15 protein-coding genes are annotated in these 17,489 nt (G+C 55.1%); 9 read left to right on the top strand and 6 right to left on the bottom strand.

Features of this window, described 5'->3' with window-relative positions; genetic code table 11:
- Position 1 precedes the first annotated feature (1 nt).
- From JK202_RS07330 to thiD, 4 genes are read left to right on the top strand one after another with little or no spacing between them, the layout of a single operon-like run.
- A complete protein-coding gene (locus JK202_RS07330; protein WP_211559725.1) occupies positions 2-760 on the top strand; it encodes a thiazole synthase in 759 nt (252 codons plus the stop codon).
- Complete coding sequence (locus JK202_RS07325; protein WP_211559723.1) at positions 757-1,368, top strand: thiamine phosphate synthase; 612 nt, start codon at positions 757-759, stop codon at positions 1,366-1,368. The genes JK202_RS07330 and JK202_RS07325 overlap by 4 nt, the downstream gene beginning before the upstream one ends.
- The gene (locus JK202_RS07320) at positions 1,365-2,327 is read left to right on the top strand and encodes a HesA/MoeB/ThiF family protein (RefSeq protein WP_249199781.1); all 963 of its coding nucleotides are present in this window, start codon (positions 1,365-1,367) and stop codon (positions 2,325-2,327) included. Before JK202_RS07325 ends, JK202_RS07320 begins: the two co-directional genes overlap by 4 nt.
- A complete protein-coding gene (gene thiD / locus JK202_RS07315; protein ID WP_211559719.1) occupies positions 2,324-3,076 on the top strand; it encodes a bifunctional hydroxymethylpyrimidine kinase/phosphomethylpyrimidine kinase in 753 nt (250 codons plus the stop codon). Before JK202_RS07320 ends, thiD begins: the two co-directional genes overlap by 4 nt.
- Before the next feature lie 200 nt (positions 3,077-3,276).
- Here thiD and JK202_RS07310 read toward each other — a convergent pair whose 3' ends face one another.
- The 5 genes from JK202_RS07310 to JK202_RS07290 are packed head-to-tail and all read right to left on the bottom strand — an operon-like array spanning position 3,277 to position 8,754.
- Positions 3,277-4,422 carry a YncE family protein gene (locus JK202_RS07310; protein ID WP_211559717.1) on the bottom strand — a complete coding sequence of 382 codons (1,146 nt, stop codon included), beginning with the start codon at positions 4,420-4,422 and terminating at the stop codon, positions 3,277-3,279.
- 43 nt (positions 4,423-4,465) lie between these two features.
- A complete protein-coding gene (locus tag JK202_RS07305; protein ID WP_211559715.1) occupies positions 4,466-5,896 on the bottom strand; it encodes a cytochrome c in 1,431 nt (476 codons plus the stop codon).
- The gene (locus JK202_RS07300) at positions 5,893-7,551 is read right to left on the bottom strand and encodes a GMC family oxidoreductase (protein WP_211559713.1); all 1,659 of its coding nucleotides are present in this window, start codon (positions 7,549-7,551) and stop codon (positions 5,893-5,895) included. The genes JK202_RS07305 and JK202_RS07300 overlap by 4 nt, the downstream gene beginning before the upstream one ends.
- Before the next feature lie 2 nt (positions 7,552-7,553).
- Positions 7,554-8,222 (bottom strand): sorbitol dehydrogenase family protein, encoded by a 669-nt coding sequence (locus JK202_RS07295; protein ID WP_249199780.1) that lies wholly within the window; start codon positions 8,220-8,222, stop codon positions 7,554-7,556.
- Between the two features lie 43 nt (positions 8,223-8,265).
- On the bottom strand, positions 8,266-8,754 hold the full coding sequence (locus JK202_RS07290; protein WP_211559711.1) for a heme-binding protein: 489 nt from the start codon (positions 8,752-8,754) through the stop codon (positions 8,266-8,268).
- Between the two features lie 440 nt (positions 8,755-9,194).
- Here JK202_RS07290 and JK202_RS07285 point away from each other — a divergent pair, with 440 nt between their 5' ends.
- Positions 9,195-10,784 carry a carbohydrate porin gene (locus JK202_RS07285; protein WP_249199779.1) on the top strand — a complete coding sequence of 530 codons (1,590 nt, stop codon included), beginning with the start codon at positions 9,195-9,197 and terminating at the stop codon, positions 10,782-10,784.
- A gap of 94 nt (positions 10,785-10,878) precedes the next feature.
- Here the strand turns inward: JK202_RS07285 and JK202_RS07280 are convergent, their stop codons facing one another.
- Positions 10,879-11,889 (bottom strand): LacI family DNA-binding transcriptional regulator, encoded by a 1,011-nt coding sequence (locus JK202_RS07280; protein WP_211559709.1) that lies wholly within the window; start codon positions 11,887-11,889, stop codon positions 10,879-10,881.
- 180 nt (positions 11,890-12,069) lie between these two features.
- Between JK202_RS07280 and JK202_RS07275 the strand changes: the two genes are divergently transcribed.
- From JK202_RS07275 to JK202_RS07260, 4 genes are all read left to right on the top strand, one after another.
- On the top strand, positions 12,070-12,768 hold the full coding sequence (locus JK202_RS07275) for a gluconate 2-dehydrogenase subunit 3 family protein (RefSeq protein WP_249199778.1): 699 nt from the start codon (positions 12,070-12,072) through the stop codon (positions 12,766-12,768).
- Between the two features lie 13 nt (positions 12,769-12,781).
- Positions 12,782-14,560: a GMC family oxidoreductase gene (locus JK202_RS07270; RefSeq protein ID WP_211559707.1), complete on the top strand. Its 1,779-nt coding sequence runs from the start codon at positions 12,782-12,784 to the stop codon at positions 14,558-14,560.
- Positions 14,557-15,885: a cytochrome c gene (locus JK202_RS07265; protein WP_211559705.1), complete on the top strand. Its 1,329-nt coding sequence runs from the start codon at positions 14,557-14,559 to the stop codon at positions 15,883-15,885. The genes JK202_RS07270 and JK202_RS07265 overlap by 4 nt, the downstream gene beginning before the upstream one ends.
- Before the next feature lie 354 nt (positions 15,886-16,239).
- Positions 16,240-17,397: an aldo/keto reductase gene (locus tag JK202_RS07260; protein WP_211559703.1), complete on the top strand. Its 1,158-nt coding sequence runs from the start codon at positions 16,240-16,242 to the stop codon at positions 17,395-17,397.
- The last annotated feature ends 92 nt before the right edge of the window (positions 17,398-17,489 follow it).

Below are 17,489 nucleotides of genomic sequence, written 5' to 3'. Positions count from 1 at the left end.
TATGTTCTATGATGTTGATCTGACGTCCCGGCTGATGCTCGGCACGGCGCAATATCCGTCGCCCAAGATCCTGCTTGAGGCCATCGAAGCGTCCGGCGCCGAGGTCATTACTGCCTCTCTGAGGCGCGAAGGGGTGGCCGGGGGAGCATTCCGGGACCTTCTCGCGAACAGTCGCTGCCGCCTGCTGCCTAACACAGCGGGCTGTCATACCGTCAGGGAAGCGGTAACCACCGCCCGTATGGCGCGGGAGGTGTTCGGAACGTCATGGATCAAGCTGGAAGTCATCGGCCATGCAGACACGCTCCAGCCTGATCCGTTTGGCCTTGTTGAAGCCGCGCATGTGCTGTGTTCGGAAGGGTTCGATGTGTTTCCCTACACGACCGAGGATCTGATCGTAGGAGAAAAGCTGCTTGAGGCCGGTTGCAAAGTCCTGATGCCCTGGGGCGCGCCCATTGGTTCGGGGCAGGGGCTGCGAAATCTGGCGGGATTGCGGACCATGAGGGCGCATTTCTCCGGTGTGCCGCTGGTTGTGGATGCGGGGATCGGCGCGCCCAGTCAGGCCGCACAGGCCATGGAACTGGGATTTGATGGCGTGCTGCTGAACACCGCCGTGGCGAAGGCGGTTGATCCTGTGGGTATGGCACGGGCCTTCGGGCGCGCCATACAGGCGGGGCGGGAGGGTTTCGAGGCCGGTCTCATGCCGGAACGGGATATGGCCAGTGCGTCGACACCCGTTTTCGGGATGGCGGAGCTGGCATGATGACGCTTGATCCGTTTTATCTGCTTGTGGGTGACGTGGGGCTTCTTGAAACACTTCTGCCCTGTGGCGTGCGGCTGGTGCAGCTTCGCCTCAAGGACAAGCCCGAGGCCGAAATCCGCCGTCAGATCCGTCACGCCCGTGACCTGTGCGCGCAGCATGGCACGCAGCTTGTCATCAACGATTACTGGCGCCTTGCGATGGAACTGGGATGCGATTTCGTCCATCTCGGGCAGGAAGACATGGAAACGGCGGATTTTGATGCGCTGCGGAAAGCCGGGATCAGGTTTGGCCTGTCCACCCATGATCCGGCGGAACTTGAACGCGCCCTGTCGTATGAACCCGCCTATGTTGCCCTTGGGCCTGTTTACCCGACCCTTCTGAAAAAAATGAAATGGGGACCGCAGGGGTTGGAGCGGGTGACGGACTGGAAGAAGCGGGCTGGTCAGACGCCGCTCGTCGCTATCGGCGGGCTGAAGCCTGAGCGGCTTGCCGGTGTCTTTTCTGCCGGGGCGGACAGCGCTGCGGTAGTGACGGATATCCAGATGGCGCAAAACCCCGTTACCCGCTGTCAGGAATGGGTGTCTTCCACACGGGCTTACAGGCGATGAGCCGATATGTGCGGCAGATCAGCCTCTTTCCGCAGGGCGAAGCTGATCAGAAGCGCCTTCTCGACGCCCATGTTCTGGTTGTGGGAGCGGGCGGGCTAGGGGCGACTGTGCTGCCAGCTGTCGTCGGAGCGGGATGCGGAAGAATTACAGTGGTGGATCATGACCGTGTGGATGAAAGCAATCTTCATCGGCAGACCCTGTTTCGCATGGAGGATATCGGGAAGCTGAAGGTCTCCTGCGTGGCGGACCGTTTGTCCGGCTTAAATCCGGATTGCCGGATCGTCCCCGTCGCTCAGCGTCTGGAACCCGCATCAGCCCGTTGCCTGTTGCCGGGGATCTCTGTTGTGGTGGATGCGGCCGATAGTGTGGCTGTTACATACATGCTGTCTGACCTCTGTCTTGAGACGGGCATCCCGCTCGTCAGCGCTTCGGTGCTGGGTCAGGCTGGCTATGCAGGTGGATTTTGCAGCGGAGCGCCAGGTTATCGCGCAGTATTTCCAGACATTCCTGCCCGTTTTCCGACCTGTTCAGATGCGGGTGTGTCCGGGCCTGTCGTAGCGGCTCTGGGAGCGATTCAGGCTCAGATGACGTTGTCGATCCTGCTCGATTTACAGCCGTCCCCGCTGGGGCAGATGATCAGTCTGGATCTGGAGCACTGGCGCAGTTCGTCTTTCCGCTTTGATGACGCCCCTCCGCCGGAAGAAGACGCTCCCTTTGTTCTCGGGCTTGCAGAGCTCACTGAGGCGGATCGCGTGTTTGATCTCCGGGAGCGAGGCGAAAAGGGGCCGCCTTCCGTGGACTGGGCCGTACGCGGGCCACTGGAAAATCCGGAAATACCGGACGTTGGAGCAGGAAGAACCGTGTTCGTTTGTGCGAGCGGCCTGCGAGCATGGCGGGCCGCGAGACGCTTTTCTGAACGGAATGGGGCCGTTTCCTATATTGCGACAACAGGGCAATGAAGCGTCCCGTCCTTCTGATCGGCGGGATGGATTCCAGCGGAGGGGCCGGCATTGCACGCGACCTTCTTGCCGTTCATGAGGCCGGACAAACGGCCCGCATCGCCGTCACCGCGGTTACAGCCCAGACAGATCGCAGGGTTCAGGGTGTGGAACCTGTTTCTCCGAATATGCTCGCAGCCCAGATCGAGACTGCGCTGGAAGACGGGATCGGCGCCATCAAGGTTGGCGTTTTGTGCAACGCCGCTCTCATACGGGTTGTGGCTGCTCATCTTCCGGATGTGCCAATCGTGCTGGACCCCGTCCTGTGTTCCAGCTCCGGGCATCGCCTGCTGGAGCCGGAAGGTGTTCAGGCCCTCATCGAGCTGCTTCTACCCCGTGCAACTGTTCTGACCCCAAACCTGCCAGAGCTGGCGGTATTGAAGTCGGCATTACAGATGGATCAGGCCTCCGAACGTATTGATGTTGTGGAGGCCCTTCTGGATCGTGGCTGCCACAGCGTCCTTCTGAAAGGCGGCCATGATCAGCATTCCGATGTATCGACGGATGTTCTCTATCGGACGGACTACCCTGCGATGTCTTTTTGTTCGCCCCGTTATCCCGTTGATCTCAGAGGAACAGGATGTCAGCTGGCGAGCAGCATGGCTTCGGCATTGGCAGATGGTAAACGTCTGCCAGACGCAGTCATCGCGGCCCGGTGCAGCCTTGAGAAACGCTTTCGCAGAGCACAGGAGGGTTTTCTTTGCCTGTGAGCGAAATGTAGTCCTGTAGCTCCCGATATATCGTGCATCACCATGTGCGCTGCCTGCCTTTCCACCAGTCTTTTACGGGTGTGTGGTTTACCCAGACAATCAGGGGACTCAGAGGCTGGCCCTGAAAGTTAGGGAGGACAGGCTTCTCCACTCCGCGCGAAGAGCAGCAAAAAGGAACACCCAACCAGAAATTTCCTCCGCTACGGTGAACTCTTTTCGAGGTCGGCCCCACCGCTCGGCAGCACGGTTTCACCTAATTTGCGAAGCTGGGTGCCATTCCACGACAGGGTCAACAGGCTGCGATCCATGACGCCCTGAACGAGAATGTCATGACCATCCGGGGAGAAGGTCAGGCCCTGCGGCCATAACGTCCCCGGCGCGTGTGCCAGCGATGCCAGATGACCGTCATGGAATGAGAGCACAGTGACGATGCCCCGATCATGGTAGCGCGGAGAAGACGGGGAGAGCGCTGAACCGTTCTGTGAGACGACCGCGACATACTGACCGTCTGGAGAGATATCGAGCCCCTCCGGCGCGTTGGGAACGGGAGTTCGCTGTATTTCCCGGATTGGATCGGCACTGACGTCCAGAACCGCAAGAGCCCCCGGCAGTCCTTCACCATGGCCCAGCAGCCCCATGACGGCATAGTGCCCGTCTTTGCTCAGCTGGATATTCCAGGGCCCTGGTTTGATGGCGAGAGGATGAGGATCGACGGAGATCTGATCGCCATTGATATGGAGGGTGTAGACCCTGTCAGCCTGCCACAGGCTTACGAGGGCGCGCTTTCCGTCCGGAAGAATGGCGAGACCACCCGGAAAACCGGAGACGGGCAGGGAGATAACACGCCGGTTGCCGAGGGTCATCCCGTCAAACGTGAACCATGTCAGGACTCCCGACTTGCCATTGGCGACGAGAAGATGATGTCCATCCGGCGTAAAACGCAGGGTGGTCGCACCCGGTGCGGATGCTATGCGCTGCGCGATTTTTGGTTCTGGTCCGGAAATATCGATAACGGTGATCTGGTCATCAGGAACGATTTTCCCGGTCTGCGGGTCAGGCCTGGATGCGGCCGACACGACAAGTGTCTTACCGTCCGGGCTGAAGGTCACAGCGGTTGGCGGCCCGATGACGCTGGTTGGAACATCAATACTGGTGCGGACTTTCCATGCCCCGTCGGGTGTTTTTTCAAGAAACGAAAGGGAATCCGATCTGAGCGGATGAGGCAGGACCTGCACCCCGTTCCGGAGAATGGAATGTGCATCATTGGCCGATACCACTGTCTGGGCATGGGCGGACGAAGCGAACGCAAGAAGTGCGGCACAGGATAACAGGCACAGTCTTTGCATCTCTGGGGTCTCCTGGAGACGTTAGACGAAAGGAGCGAAAGCCTCAGGCCTTCACTTTTCGGGAAAGTCGGATGAAGAAAAGGATGGCCAGGGCGAAAATCAGGGCTGCCCCGATCATTGCGGGCACTGTGTAGGCGCCAAGCTGCGCAATAAGGGGCTTGGGTCCACCGGAACGGATCAGCTTCACGTCGTCAGGAGTGACTTTGACATTCGGGTTACCGAAATGCTGCTCGACGTAATTGCTGATATCCGCAATGTCCTGATCGGAGAGCGTGTCAACGTAAGAGCCTTCCCCAAACCCCGGCATGTAGGTCGTATGGCCGTTGACCTCGCGCCGGACCCCCATGAGGATCGTGGTGATCAGGTTATCGGCGATGGGTGCCCCCACGGCGGTATTATGGAAAAGCTGTGGGTAGTAGCCGTCCGGGCTGCCCTGACCGGTTGGCCGATGGCAGGCCGCGCATTCTCCCGAAAAGAGATACTCGCCACGACTGATCCGATTGGTGGGCAAAGCGCGGTAAACGGCTTCACGATCGGAAGTTTTCCCATAGCTTTCGCGGGCAGCTTTGTCCTTGCTGTCCGAAATGGCCGGGACCTGCTTGATATAAGCAACCATGGCTCGGATATCGGCGTCATCCAGATACTGGAAGCTGTGCTCAATGGCTTCTGCCATGGGGCCACCTGCCTGCGCCTTGCCAGGAACATCTCCGGTCTTGAGGTAGCGGAACAGGTCCTCGTTGCTCCAGCCGCCGATGCCGCTGACGGGATCAGAAGTCACATTCGGCGCATACCACGACGACAGTGACGCACCGGCCAGAGGGCTGCTTCCCTTTTCCGCCATCATGGCATTTCGGGGAGTGTGGCACGTGTCGCAATGGGCCAGCGCATAGGACAGGTAATGCCCGCGATTGACCTCAACGGATTTGGAAGGGTCTGGCTTGAAACGCGTATCGTCAAGGAACAGGGCATTCCAGATCGCCATGGAAGCCCGGATATTATAGGGAAACGGCAGAGCGGTTTTCTGCGGGCTGCTCTCGACAGGCTTCACCGAGGACATGAAGTAGACATACAGGGCGTGGATGTCGTCGTCTGTCAGCTTGGTATAGGACGTGTAAGGCATCGCCGGATAAAGATGTGCCCCGTCGCGTCGGACGCCTTCGCGGAGCGCGTGTGCAAATTCTTTTTCGGTGTAATTGCCGATCCCGTAATTCTTTGATGGCGTGATATTGGTCGAATAGATCGATCCAAGTGGAGACGCGATGCCGTATCCGCCGGCAAATGCTTTTCCGCCGTCCGGAGCCGTGTGGCAGGCTGCGCAGTCGGCAGCGATGGCGAGATAGTGTCCGCGCTGGGCGACGGCCTCATTTGAACCAGCGTCCTGAGCATGAACGACTGTGCTGGCGCCGAGATCAAGTGCCGCGGCAAGAGCAAGACAGCCGAAAACCCTCAGGCTTTTGTGGGACTTCTGTTTCATGCCAGCCCCCGTGCGAAAGCGGCCTTGATGGAGTCAGCAGCTTTCAGACCGAGCGCTGCCATGCTCAGCGTGGTGTTGACGACGCTTGCAGACGGCATCGCGCCACCGCCGGGGATCCACAGATTGGGATGGTCATGGGCGCGGCAATCGCCGTCTACGACCGAATCCTTCGGATCACGGCCCATGATCGTTCCGCCCATGATGTGGTTATTGGCGTTGTAATCTGTCGTGATGCGAAGCTCGGTACCCCCAAGCAGACCAGCAATTTCCTTGACCTGGGTGGTGACGGCATTGAGCCCTTTGCGGACATAATCGCCCACATCGTAATGGATATCAGGACAGGCCAGTCCCTGGGGATCCTTGCGGGTTTTGCTGAGCGTCAGGCGGTTTTCCGGGTCGGGAAGGGGCTCCAGGCTGATGGAAAGATCCACACCGCAAGCTGCACGACGGCGAATTTCGTCATCAAGCTCCTTTCCGACAAGACCAAGCTTGAGAGCCTGTTCCGTGGCAGGAGCGACGCGGCTGATATTGTTGAGGATCATCTTGTTGGCCGAGTAATCCCGTCGGAAATCCCCATCCCGGGGGCCAACGATGCAACTGCTCTGCGCCGGGCCGCGTCCGAACCAGAGCGGCTCGTTGGCCAGAAAGGATGCGTGCACCCCAGAGTGGTCCATCATGTTGCGGCCCACCTGGTCAGACGAATTGGCAATACCACTCGGATTGCGCTCGTTTGCTGCCAGCAGGAGCAGGCGGGGGTTTTCGATGCCATTACACGCAAGGACGAATGTCTTGCCGGTCGCCTTGTGGGACTGCCGATGGGCGTCATACCAGTGGACGGCGGTCACACGGTTGTTTTCATCGGTATCAATCCGATAGACGACCGCTTCCGCAATGGTGACAGCGCCTTTGGACTCAGCTTTTTCAATATGCTGGATGCCGTTATACATGGCGCCGATGGGGCAGATGGGCTGACAGTTGTTGTTGCCGCAACAGGCCGGGCGCTCGCCATAAGGTTCGATACTCCGCCCCTGTGGAATGGGAACGAGATGAAAACCGTGGGGATTCACGATTTCCGCGACCCGACGGTCACCATAGCCGAACGGGATCATGTCCCGGGGGTAGGGGCGGCTCCGTTCCGAAGGGGACTGGAGAGATTTGTCATGGGGGCCCGAAACCCCCATCTCCTCCTCCGCACGGCAATAAAATGGTTCCAGCTCATCATACGAAATGGCCCAGTCACGACCGACACCATAGCGTGACTTCATCTCGAAATCAGAAGGAAGATGCCGCCAGCATGAAGCCGCCCAGTGCCATGTTGTGCCACCTACGGTACGAAGATAGCCCTGCTTGAAAGCTGAACCGTTGGGTCCCGACAGGCCCACGTAATCATTTGGGGGGAAATATAAGGGGGCTTGAGCCATCGGGGACTGCGGATAAAGCCCCTGAAAATCTGAATGAAGCCGGTTGTGGAACGGCATATTACGCCAGTTTTCCACATATTCCGCGCGCTTGAGGCGTAGCCCCGCTTCCAGGATCAGAACGGAATGGCCAGCAGCTGCGAGCTCGTTTGCCACCATCCCGCCCACCACTCCGGATCCGACGACAATGACGTCTGCCGATGCATCTCCGGACGATGAAAAAACCGGTTTGGCCATTGTTAGTGCTCCTGACGAGGTTTTGGGACGTATGGGGGGGAAGAGGGCGTAATGGTTTTCAAAGGCGGCGACTGCGGAGGAATTTTGCTTTCTACGCCCGGTGGAGCAGGGGGGGCCGGCGTCGCAGGCAATGGTGCATGGATAGGAATGCCGAGAGCCGGAGGCGCCTCTGTCCACCAGCCTGGGCGGCCATAGCAATAGGTGGGTACAGGCAATCCATCTTTCGTGGGCTGGTACATGAGGGCATCATAATAGGCGACCATTGGCGCGCCCATTTTGTCTTCGACTGAACCGGTGTACCAGGCAGCATTGAGCGCCAGGAACGCCTTCTTCAGATCGCCTGCACGATCAAGAATCTCATGTGGCTGCCCCCCACGCGTCGTCACCGAGGCCAGAGCCTGAATTGTGGTCGCATAACCGGGAAAGGTTGCCTGCATCGCAGCACAGAGCCGGCTGCTGAGGACCGGATCGAGATCCGGTCGGCCGGTGACTGCCCGCGAGATATTGAGGAATGTTTCGTCAAGCGGGGTGGCGGCAAGAGCGCCGGCTTTACCAAGGACGGAACTGCCTATAGCCGCTGTAACACTGCCCATAATGGTGCCGATCAGCAGAGAGCGACGCCCTAGAACAGATTGGGACATACCGGATGGAGGAGTGCTGGATTTGATCATGCCTCAACTCCTTGTCCGCTGCGGTCCGCAACAGGGATCATTCTCATTTCAGCGCTCCCACGGCGGCGTTGGCGGCCTCAGAGTCCTGGGCATTATTTCCACCGCTGACACCAATGCCCCCTACCAGCTGAATGTTGTGGAAAATGGGGACACCGCCTCCGGCAGGCATAGCGTGAGGCAGAGCCAAAACGGCCATTTTTCCGCCGCTCAAGGCTGCTTCAAACGCTGCCGAGGGTCGCCTGTAGAAAACGGCGCTTACGGCCTTGCGTTGGGAAAGTTCGATACTGGCGAGTTGTGCTCCTGCCATGCGCTCGACAAGCAGAGGCTGCCCTGAAGCGTCGACAACAGTCACCACAACGCTTGTCTGGTTCGAAGCAGCTCTTTTTTCAGCGGCCTGCGCGAGAAAACGCGCCTGAGAAAGAGATAGAGTTGTGAGCTCTTCCGCTTGAACCAGCTGCGGAATGACACCTGCTCCCAAAATCACAGCACAACAGATATATCGTGAAATTCTGAAAGCTTTCTTTGCGGACATATTCCTGAATAGCAGCACTTGACGCGCCTTTCGGTCATATTTCGTAACGGCTAAATGGCATGTGCCACGAGAACCGAGAGTCCAACTAGATCGGTCTAATTCACTATATTGTGACAAACTGTGGATGTTCGGGGGTTTTCCTCAAATGGGGAACTGACCTCACAGCACAAAAAAAGTGATCTTGAATGCTATCTCAATGAAAAAACGTCATTTTTCCTAATTAAGAGTTTCATTAAAAATTTAGATCGCTCTAAATTCTTTTTTCATTTTCGCAATGTCGTGAGGATGTCTTCACGGAATTCGTGATGGTTGTTGGTATGGGAAATGCGAAAATTATATGGCATGCCGCTTTCAGAGAATATGCGAAGTACTAATTGTTCATTGGATGATTCGGCAGAGTAGATAAGTAAACGCATAGAGTATGACTCACTGGAACGAAGATGTTTAAGAATAAGCTTAAAGTAAGCGATTCGATTGGTTGCTCGTTTTTCGCAAAAAAAAGCTGTAAAAAAATCTTATATGTCTTTTTCGTTTATAACGTTTCTGGTGGATTCTCCTTTCTTTTTGCTGCGGATGTGACACCGTCCCAGTCCCAGAATCTGGGGCCGCAGCAAAATGCATCGAGCCCTCTGAACTCGGTCGAGCAGAATGCTCCTCCTCAGTCAGATATTGCTCCGGGCATTTTCACGACTTATCCCGCACCACCTTTGTCTCCTCCGCATGCAGCACCTTCAGCAATCACGGAAGGACCGCCTTCCATTCTTCCGGATCCCTTTGGCATAACCTCATGGTTAAGAAAAAATGGTATTGGTTTCCATTTTGATAATACAAATGAGTATACCGGTGCATTGCAACATCCAACGAGAGGGCCTCATTACGGAAATTATCGGGATGGCTCGAGTAACGCAGGTCAATACTCAGCAAATCTGATTGTCGATTGGGAGCATCTTGCTGGTATCAAAGGGTTTGTTACCCGTATGACGACCGTGGGTCGGTATGGAACGACGGCTAACCGGATGTTTGGTGACTGGCTGGCACATAGTTCTGAAATCTATGGTGGTGGAGGAAACGTGGTCGTCCATCTCGTTTCTTTATATGGAGAAGAAAGCCTGTTTGGCGGCAGGTTCCTGATTGCGGGCGGGCGTTTGTCCCAGATGTCAGATTTCGCATCCAGCCCTATTTTCTGTAGCTTTCAGAATAATTCTTTCTGCGGACGTCCAAAGGCGGCTGCAGATAGCACTTATTACGGTAGTTACCCTGCAGCGACATGGGGTTTTCGTATGAAAGGACGCCCTCGTAAGGATCTTTACATCCAGGCTGGTGTCTATTTCGCGGAAAACGGCATTTATCAGAACTACCAACACAGGACAGGTTTCAAATTCAACGGTGCCAATATCGTTGGATATGAGGTCCCGATTGAAGCGCAGTGGGAACCTCATTTTGGTCCCCACCATGATCTTCCTGGCCATTATAAGCTCGGGTTTGTTTACGACGATGTGCGGCGCGCTGACAATTATTACAATACTGCCGGTCAATCCTATTATGTTTATGGTGGCACGCAGTTAATGAGAAACTCTTCTTGGCAGACATATTTTATGTTCGACCAGAAACTGATGAATTATTCAGGAAGACCAAAATCTTCAGGCTTAACATTTATGGGAGGATATATTTACAACTCCCCGAACACTGCTGTTCGTGACTTCGAAGTATATGGTGCTCTTATGAGCCAGGGCCTTATTCCCGGTCGTCCCGAAGACATGTTCGGGGTAGCTTTTTCTTATGTCAGCATCGCTCCCGGGACACGTGATACGACTTTGGCAATGGTTGCCGCAGGGAAGTATGCGGGAATGCCGAACCATGCAACCGGCGTCCAAACCAACGCCGAGGTTTTGGAAATCGATTATTCCATAAATGTGATGACCGGTGTGACGTTCAGACCCGATTTTCAGTATTATATACATCCCAACGGACAGGTCGGATTACGCAATTCAGCGATGCTGGGGTTCAAGTCTTATGTGTCTGTCTTTTAGATCGATCTATGGAGGCCGCCGCATGAACACCCTATATGCAAAAACCGATCCAGGACGGTTAGAGGCAGAAAGTCTTTCGATATTAAAATTTCGCTCAGGGCAGGTGGCCGCCGCAGCTCTGACGAACCGTCAAGTGTCCGGAAACCAGAATGCGCATGCTGGACGTCGTAGGATTGTCGATCCTGTCAAGCAACAGACGTGCTGCGTTGCGTCCAACTCCAACCGGGTCAGTCACGATGGTGGTCAGAGTCGGAAAAGACACCGCACTTTGAGGCAGATCGTCAGCTCCGATAACCGCGATATCCTGTCCGGGTATTTTCTCTCGAGCCAACAGATATCCCATTACAGACTGGGCGAGCATGTCATTGTAACAGATCACGGCGTCGGGCGGGGAAGAGCACGCCATAAGGTCTGGAAAAGAACCCAGGTCGGAGAGGTTTTCCAGATTTGTGGGAACGATCAGATCATGTTCCAGCTTGTGTTTTCTGAGTGTCTTTCTAAAGCCATCGAGACGTTCACGTGCAGCGGAATGAATAGGTCTGCCGCCGAGAAATACAATTTTCCGTCGGCCATGTCTGATAAGATGTTTGACCGCCAGAGAAATTCCGTCTGCGTAATCAGGTCCGACATAGTCGCCATTTCTCTGCGAGACATGTCGGAGAACCTGAATACAGGGCAGGTGAAGCGGTTCGATTTCAGACAGCAGGGCGTCGGAGCTTCCTGCGGCTGGACACAGGATCAGACCATCCACGCCATGTTCGCGCAATCGCCGAATTTGCCGCAGCTGTCTGGCCGGGTTTTCAGCGCTATTGACCAGGATTGCTACGATATTGGCGTCAACGATAACTTCGTCGATCCCCAGCATCAGTTGGCTATAGAATGGGCTGCCAATGTCACACAGAACCAGCCCGATCGTGCCAGTCTTCTGCCCCCTCAGGTTTGCGGCGCCGCGGTTGTAGATATAGCCCAGCTTATCCATCGCAGAAATGACACGCGCTCTCGTTTCCACCGAAACAAGGGGGCTGTTCCGAAGCACAAGAGACGCCGTAGCGCGAGAGACCCCTGCTTCGACTGCAACGGAATTGAGGGTTACTGTTTTCTTCATGACCCTCAACCGGCGTCCAAGGGCTGCAATATATCAGGATTATTCAAAAACAGACCTTTCCTACAGAGGATCTTCTTATTTCTGAGCATCCCACACTTCCGGGTACGCGGAAAGCAAAAAGGCTGAAGGGCGACGGGGCGTCTCCCTGCCGTCAGGTTATGTTTGTTACTGGAGCGAGAAATGAAAATCCCCTCATCGACGCGGCGTAATTTTACGGCCGGTCTTCTTGGGTCCACCTCCTTTTGGATGTATGGCGGCCATAAAGTCTGGGCCGACGCGTTGCAGTCAGAAGGTGCGCTGGCTTACAAGCCGCAGTATTTCAACCATGAAGAATGGCAGTTCATAAATGCTGCCTGCGCTCGAATATTTCCTGCGGATGCTCATGGACCTGACGGAGCATTGCTTGGGGCCCCTGAATTCATCGACCGACAGATGGATACGCCATATGGGCACGGCCAGTTGTGGTATATGTCCGGCCCATTCCGCGCAGGTGCGCCAAATCTAGGGTACCAGCTGCCGCTGCCGCCTCGTGATCTCTATCGGCAGGCCATTGCGGCAGCGAATATGTACGTCCGTGATCATCATCAGGGACAAGTTTTCGCTCAACTGGCGGCTCCTGAGCAGATCGCGGTTCTCAAAGCATTTGAACAGGGGAAGATGATGCTGGGGGATGTGCCGGCCCATGCATTCTTCGAGCAGCTGCGACAGAACACGCTCGAAGGTGTTTTTTCCGACCCGCTTTATGGAGGCAACAAAGGCCTCGCGGGATGGACCCTTCTCGGCTTTCCCGGCGCGCGGGCCGACTTCATGGACTGGGTCAATCAGAAGGGGGCGCCGTATCCGTTCGGGCCTGTTTCCATGTCTGGCGAAACCGCCTGAGGATTTTTGAATTATGTGTGCGAAAAAAGTTGATGCCATCGTCATCGGGGCAGGCTGGGCCGGCTCCATTCTGGCCAAGGAACTTACGGAGGCAGGACTTTCTGTCGTCATGCTTGAGCGCGGTGACGAGCGTGCTACGGCAGTCGAGGGGGATTACCCCAGTTCCATTGACGAGTTGAGAGGCGCAATTCGTCATCGTCTTTTTCAGAACCTGTCCCAGTCCACGGTCACCATACGGAACACGTTGGATCAGGAAGCCCTGCCTTATCGCCGTCTGGCAGCTTTCCTTCCTGGGGAAGGAGTCGGGGGTGCAGGACTGCACTGGTCAGGAGTTCATTTCCGTGTTGCTCCGGATGATTTGGCATTACGCACCAATGTTGTCGCCCGCTACGGAAAGAATTTCATTCCTGAAGGTATGAATCTTCAGGATTACGGTGTGACCTATGAGGAGCTTGAACCGTTTTTCGATAAGGCGGAAAAGGTGTTCGGGACCTCTGGCGAGCCTTACACCATCAATGGAAAGATCGCAGGAAACGGGAACCGTTTTGCTCCTGACCGCTCTGACGCGTTTCCACTGCCAGCGATGGGAGAAGTTTATTCTGCCAGCCTGTTCCGGTCAGCTGCCTCGAACGTCGGCTATCATCCCTATGCCCTGCCTGCGGCGAATGCATCCGCGCAGTATACCAATCCTTATGGTGTACAGATGGGGCCATGCAATTTCTGTGGATATTGCAGTGGGTATGACTGTTACATGTACTCCAAAGCCTCTCCCAACGTAAACATTCTTCCGGCCCTTCGTCAGGACCCGAAGTTCACGCTGATTACCAAGGCGCATGTACTCAAGGTAAATCTCGATGCTGACAAGAAAAAAGCGACGGGTGTGAGCTACCTGGACCTTCGAACCAGGCAGCAGGTCGAACTGGATGCCGATCTGGTTATCATCAGCGCCTTCCAGTTCCATAATGTTCATCTCATGCTGCTGTCCGGTATTGGTCAGCCTTACGATCCGAAGCAAAATACTGGAACAGTAGGGCGGAATTTCGTTTATCAGACAATCACGACATCCCGGGCCTGGCTGTCACCCAAGCAATATACCAACCTCTTTGTGGGAGCCGGCGGAGCAGGCGTTGCCATTGATGACTTCAACAGCATGAACTTCGATCATGGGCCGCTTGGCTTCGTAGGTGGGTCGCCTGTCTGGGTCAATCAGGCCGGTGTAAAGCCAATTGCGGCTGCAATCGGAGGCCCGGGCGGTAAAGCGCCAACGTGGGGCGAAGGCTACAAAGACGCAATGGTCGATACATACCGTCATTCCCTGACGATCGACGCCCATGGCAGTAACATGGCGTACAGGGACGTTTATCTGGATCTCGATCCCACTTATAATAACGCCTACGGTCAGCCTCTGCTCCGGATGACGTTCAACTGGAAAGACAACGATATCCGGATGAACCAGTATGTGGTGGGTAAGATCGAACCTATCATCAAGGCAATGGGAGCGACCAAGTATTCTCTGGGAATGCTGAAGGATGGGGAGGTTTTTGACACCCGTCGGTATCAGACCACGCATCTTGGCGGCGGTGCCGTTATGGGGACTGATCCCAAGACAAGTTGCATCAACCGATACTTACAGAGTTGGGACGTCTCGAATGTTTTCGTGATCGGCGCCAGCGCGTTCCCACAGGGAATGGGATATAACCCGACCGGAATGGTCGCCGCCCTGGCATACTGGGCTGCCTATCATATCCGGACAACCTATCTGAAAAACCCAGGCCCGATGGTGCAGGCATGAAGTACAGTTTATTCTCCCGTGCAGCGTTCTTTGGCGTTGCCGCTGTGCTGGCAGGTTCGATTTCCGAACTTCGTGCCGAAGATACAAGTTCCCTGATTACACAGGGGAAATATGTTGCGGAAGCTTCCGATTGCAGCGCATGTCATACCGTCACAGGCAGAGGCGACTTCGCAGGGGGGATGGAATTCAAGCTCCCCATTGGATCGATCTATTCTTCCAACATTACGCCAGATCCTACGCATGGCATTGGCGCCTATTCCGAAGCGGAGTTCTCCCGCGCAGTACGTGAAGGCGTGCGTCGTGACGGTGCAAGTCTTTATCCGGCAATGCCGTTTCCGTCTTACGCCCGTATGAGCGACGGAGATATTCACGCTCTGTATGTCTATCTCATGAAGGGGGTGCAGCCTGTTGCACAGGCAACGCCACACAACGGTATTCCATGGCCACTGTCTATTCGTCTGCCAATGACCATCTGGCGGGCGGTATTCTCTCCTTCTGTTGTGGCGGCTCAGAAGGACGTCAATCGGTCGCTACCCAATGATGGAATAGGGCGGGGGGCTTATCTGGTCGAGGGGCCAGGACATTGCGGCGCATGTCATTCGCCTCGCGGACTAGCGTTGCAGGAGAAGTCCCTTTCAAACAGTAGCGGATCGCTTTTCCTTTCGGGGGGAGCCGCAATTGATGGCTTTGTACCAACAAGTTTGCGGCAGGATCAGCGTACCGGTTTGGCCGGATGGTCGGAAGACGATATCGTACAATTCCTCGCTACAGGGCGTAACCAGCGCGGCGAAGCGTTTGGCGGGATGACAGACGCCATTTTCCATGGAACCCAGCATCTGACGGACGCGGATCTTCATGCGATGGCACAATATCTGCTCTCATTACGACCCAATCAGTCGACGCTATCGGCATGGCATTACGACCCTTCAACTGCAACCGCTCTTCAGGCGGGAGATGCCTCTGCACAGGGTGCAAAAGTCTATGTAGACCATTGCGCAGCCTGCCACCGATCGGACGGTCGCGGATATGCACCTGCCTTCCCGCCATTGGCCGGAAACCCCGTCCTTATGAGCGATGATCCAGCGTCTTTGGTGCATATTGTCCAAAGTGGTGCGGTTCTGCCGGGAATGGCCAGAGCGCCTTCTGCACTCGCTATGCCAGCATATGGAAGTACGATCAGCACACAGCAAATCGCCGATGTCGTCACCTTTATCCGCAAGGCTTGGGGGAACAATGCGTCTCCTGTAACACGCGAAACTGTGGAGAACCTCCAGAAAACGGCACCTGATTCCGTTATTCAAAAAGGCATTATTCCGTTGAATTGACTTTACGTTTATTTTTTTATTTTGATCCCGGTTCATTACTTATAATGTTCCGGGATTTATTTATGTAAAAACATCTAAAAACTTTCCGAATCAAAAACATCATCAATATGGATCAAATCTTATTTATAATAACAATAGATTTCTATATTATATTTAAAAATATTATCCCGAATAAATTCAAATTCTATATAGAATAGTATCGGTATGGTTGGTTTTTTCTTAATAAGAAGTGAATATTTTTATTTCCTTAAATAAAAAACACGATGGCGTAATTTTCCTAATGATAGCCAATAAGGTTCGAACCTTGAAAGGGCGTAGGCATTATAGCCTAAACCACTATCATATGAGGATGCGATGACAGCCACCCGACGCAATCTTCTTGCCCTTTCTGCTTTGGGGGGTGCCGCGGTTTTGCTGCCTCGAAGCGGCCAAGGTCAGGATGCACAGCATGCCGGCGACGTTACCCCGACCATGGGGAACGTGGTTCGTAATACTTTACCCTTGAACGTGCCGCAGGCAGGACAGCGGTTCCGCCCTCCAACCCGTCTCGGGCTTGGCGGTGTTCCAATTGGCAACGGTTTCGCGGCCGGTACCGATGAAGACGCCGAAGCAGCACTGGAAGCGGCATGGAATTCGGGCGTACGCTACTTTGATACCTCACCTTGGTATGGTCTGGGCCTGAGTGAACGGCGGGTCGGTCATTTTCTTCATACGCGGCCGCGGGATGAGTTCGTCTTGTCCACTAAGGTCGGACGGCTATTGACTGCCGCCCCCCAGCCTCCGGCTGGGACAATGTGGCATGATCCATCTCCTTTCAATTATCGCTATGACTACACAGCAGATGGCGTTCGGCGTTCGATCGAAGACAGCCTTCAAAGACTGGGAATTTCCCGGCTGGATATTGTCTACATTCATGACCTGTCACCGGAAAACAAGGATATGGGACCACGGTGGACAACCTATTTCGATCAGGCCGCCAAAGGAGCAATTCCAGCGCTGACCAGAATGCGGGAAGAAGGTCTCATCAAGGGGTGGGGGCTTGGGGTGAATACCCCTCAGGCAGTCCTGCGAACCATCGAGATGGGAGACCCGGATATTGTGCTTCTTGCAACGCAATATTCTATCCTGCGGCATAATGAGGCGCTGACGCACACGCTCCCTGCGCTCGCATCACGTGGCATCTCTGCTGTTGTCGGCGCTCCGCTTAATGCCGGTTATGCTGCCGGGCGCAATCGATACGATTATGGAGGCACCATTCCATCAGGTATGAACCGGAAGCGGGCTGCTATGGATGTCATCGCCAAGCAGAACGGCATTGATCTGCGTACGGCAGCGCTGCAGTTCGCAGCGGCACATCCAACTATCGCTGCTATTGTTCCGGGGGCACGTAACGCTGCCCAGATGCAGGCTAATGCGAAGTCCATGGAAGTCATGATTCCGGCTGCATTTTGGGACGAACTCAAGCAAAAAAAGCTGATTGCCGAGACCGCGCCTGTTCCTGTCCCTTTGTAAGAAAAAGCGCAAACACCTTAGAGCCTTTTTGGAAATTGGGGGTATGGGGCTTTGCATTGGGTCTGAAAGGTGTTTCACCCTTGGGATGTGGA

Source organism: Gluconobacter sp. Dm-62 (assembly GCF_018256155.1).
In the GTDB taxonomy this organism is placed as follows: Bacteria; Pseudomonadota; Alphaproteobacteria; order Acetobacterales; family Acetobacteraceae; genus Gluconobacter.
This window is presented reverse-complemented; position numbering and strand designations above follow the sequence as displayed.

What these genes read in the sequence shown, in the direction of transcription:
- JK202_RS07305 (WP_211559715.1), bottom strand. Translation starts at nt 5,896, where the DNA reads ATGAAACAGAAGTCCCACAAAAGCCTGAGGGTTTTCGGCTGTCTTGCT.
- JK202_RS07285 (WP_249199779.1), top strand. Translation starts at nt 9,195, where the DNA reads ATGTTTAAGAATAAGCTTAAAGTAAGCGATTCGATTGGTTGCTCGTTT.
- JK202_RS07270 (WP_211559707.1), top strand. Translation starts at nt 12,782, where the DNA reads ATGTGTGCGAAAAAAGTTGATGCCATCGTCATCGGGGCAGGCTGGGCC.
- JK202_RS07330 (WP_211559725.1), top strand. Translation starts at nt 2, where the DNA reads ATGTTCTATGATGTTGATCTGACGTCCCGGCTGATGCTCGGCACGGCG.
- JK202_RS07280 (WP_211559709.1), bottom strand. Translation starts at nt 11,889, where the DNA reads ATGAAGAAAACAGTAACCCTCAATTCCGTTGCAGTCGAAGCAGGGGTC.
- JK202_RS07290 (WP_211559711.1), bottom strand. Translation starts at nt 8,754, where the DNA reads ATGTCCGCAAAGAAAGCTTTCAGAATTTCACGATATATCTGTTGTGCT.
- JK202_RS07300 (WP_211559713.1), bottom strand. Translation starts at nt 7,551, where the DNA reads ATGGCCAAACCGGTTTTTTCATCGTCCGGAGATGCATCGGCAGACGTC.
- JK202_RS07310 (WP_211559717.1), bottom strand. Translation starts at nt 4,422, where the DNA reads ATGCAAAGACTGTGCCTGTTATCCTGTGCCGCACTTCTTGCGTTCGCT.
- JK202_RS07265 (WP_211559705.1), top strand. Translation starts at nt 14,557, where the DNA reads ATGAAGTACAGTTTATTCTCCCGTGCAGCGTTCTTTGGCGTTGCCGCT.
- JK202_RS07325 (WP_211559723.1), top strand. Translation starts at nt 757, where the DNA reads ATGATGACGCTTGATCCGTTTTATCTGCTTGTGGGTGACGTGGGGCTT.
- thiD (WP_211559719.1), top strand. Translation starts at nt 2,324, where the DNA reads ATGAAGCGTCCCGTCCTTCTGATCGGCGGGATGGATTCCAGCGGAGGG.
- JK202_RS07320 (WP_249199781.1), top strand. Translation starts at nt 1,365, where the DNA reads ATGAGCCGATATGTGCGGCAGATCAGCCTCTTTCCGCAGGGCGAAGCT.
- JK202_RS07275 (WP_249199778.1), top strand. Translation starts at nt 12,070, where the DNA reads ATGAAAATCCCCTCATCGACGCGGCGTAATTTTACGGCCGGTCTTCTT.
- JK202_RS07295 (WP_249199780.1), bottom strand. Translation starts at nt 8,222, where the DNA reads ATGATCAAATCCAGCACTCCTCCATCCGGTATGTCCCAATCTGTTCTA.
- JK202_RS07260 (WP_211559703.1), top strand. Translation starts at nt 16,240, where the DNA reads ATGACAGCCACCCGACGCAATCTTCTTGCCCTTTCTGCTTTGGGGGGT.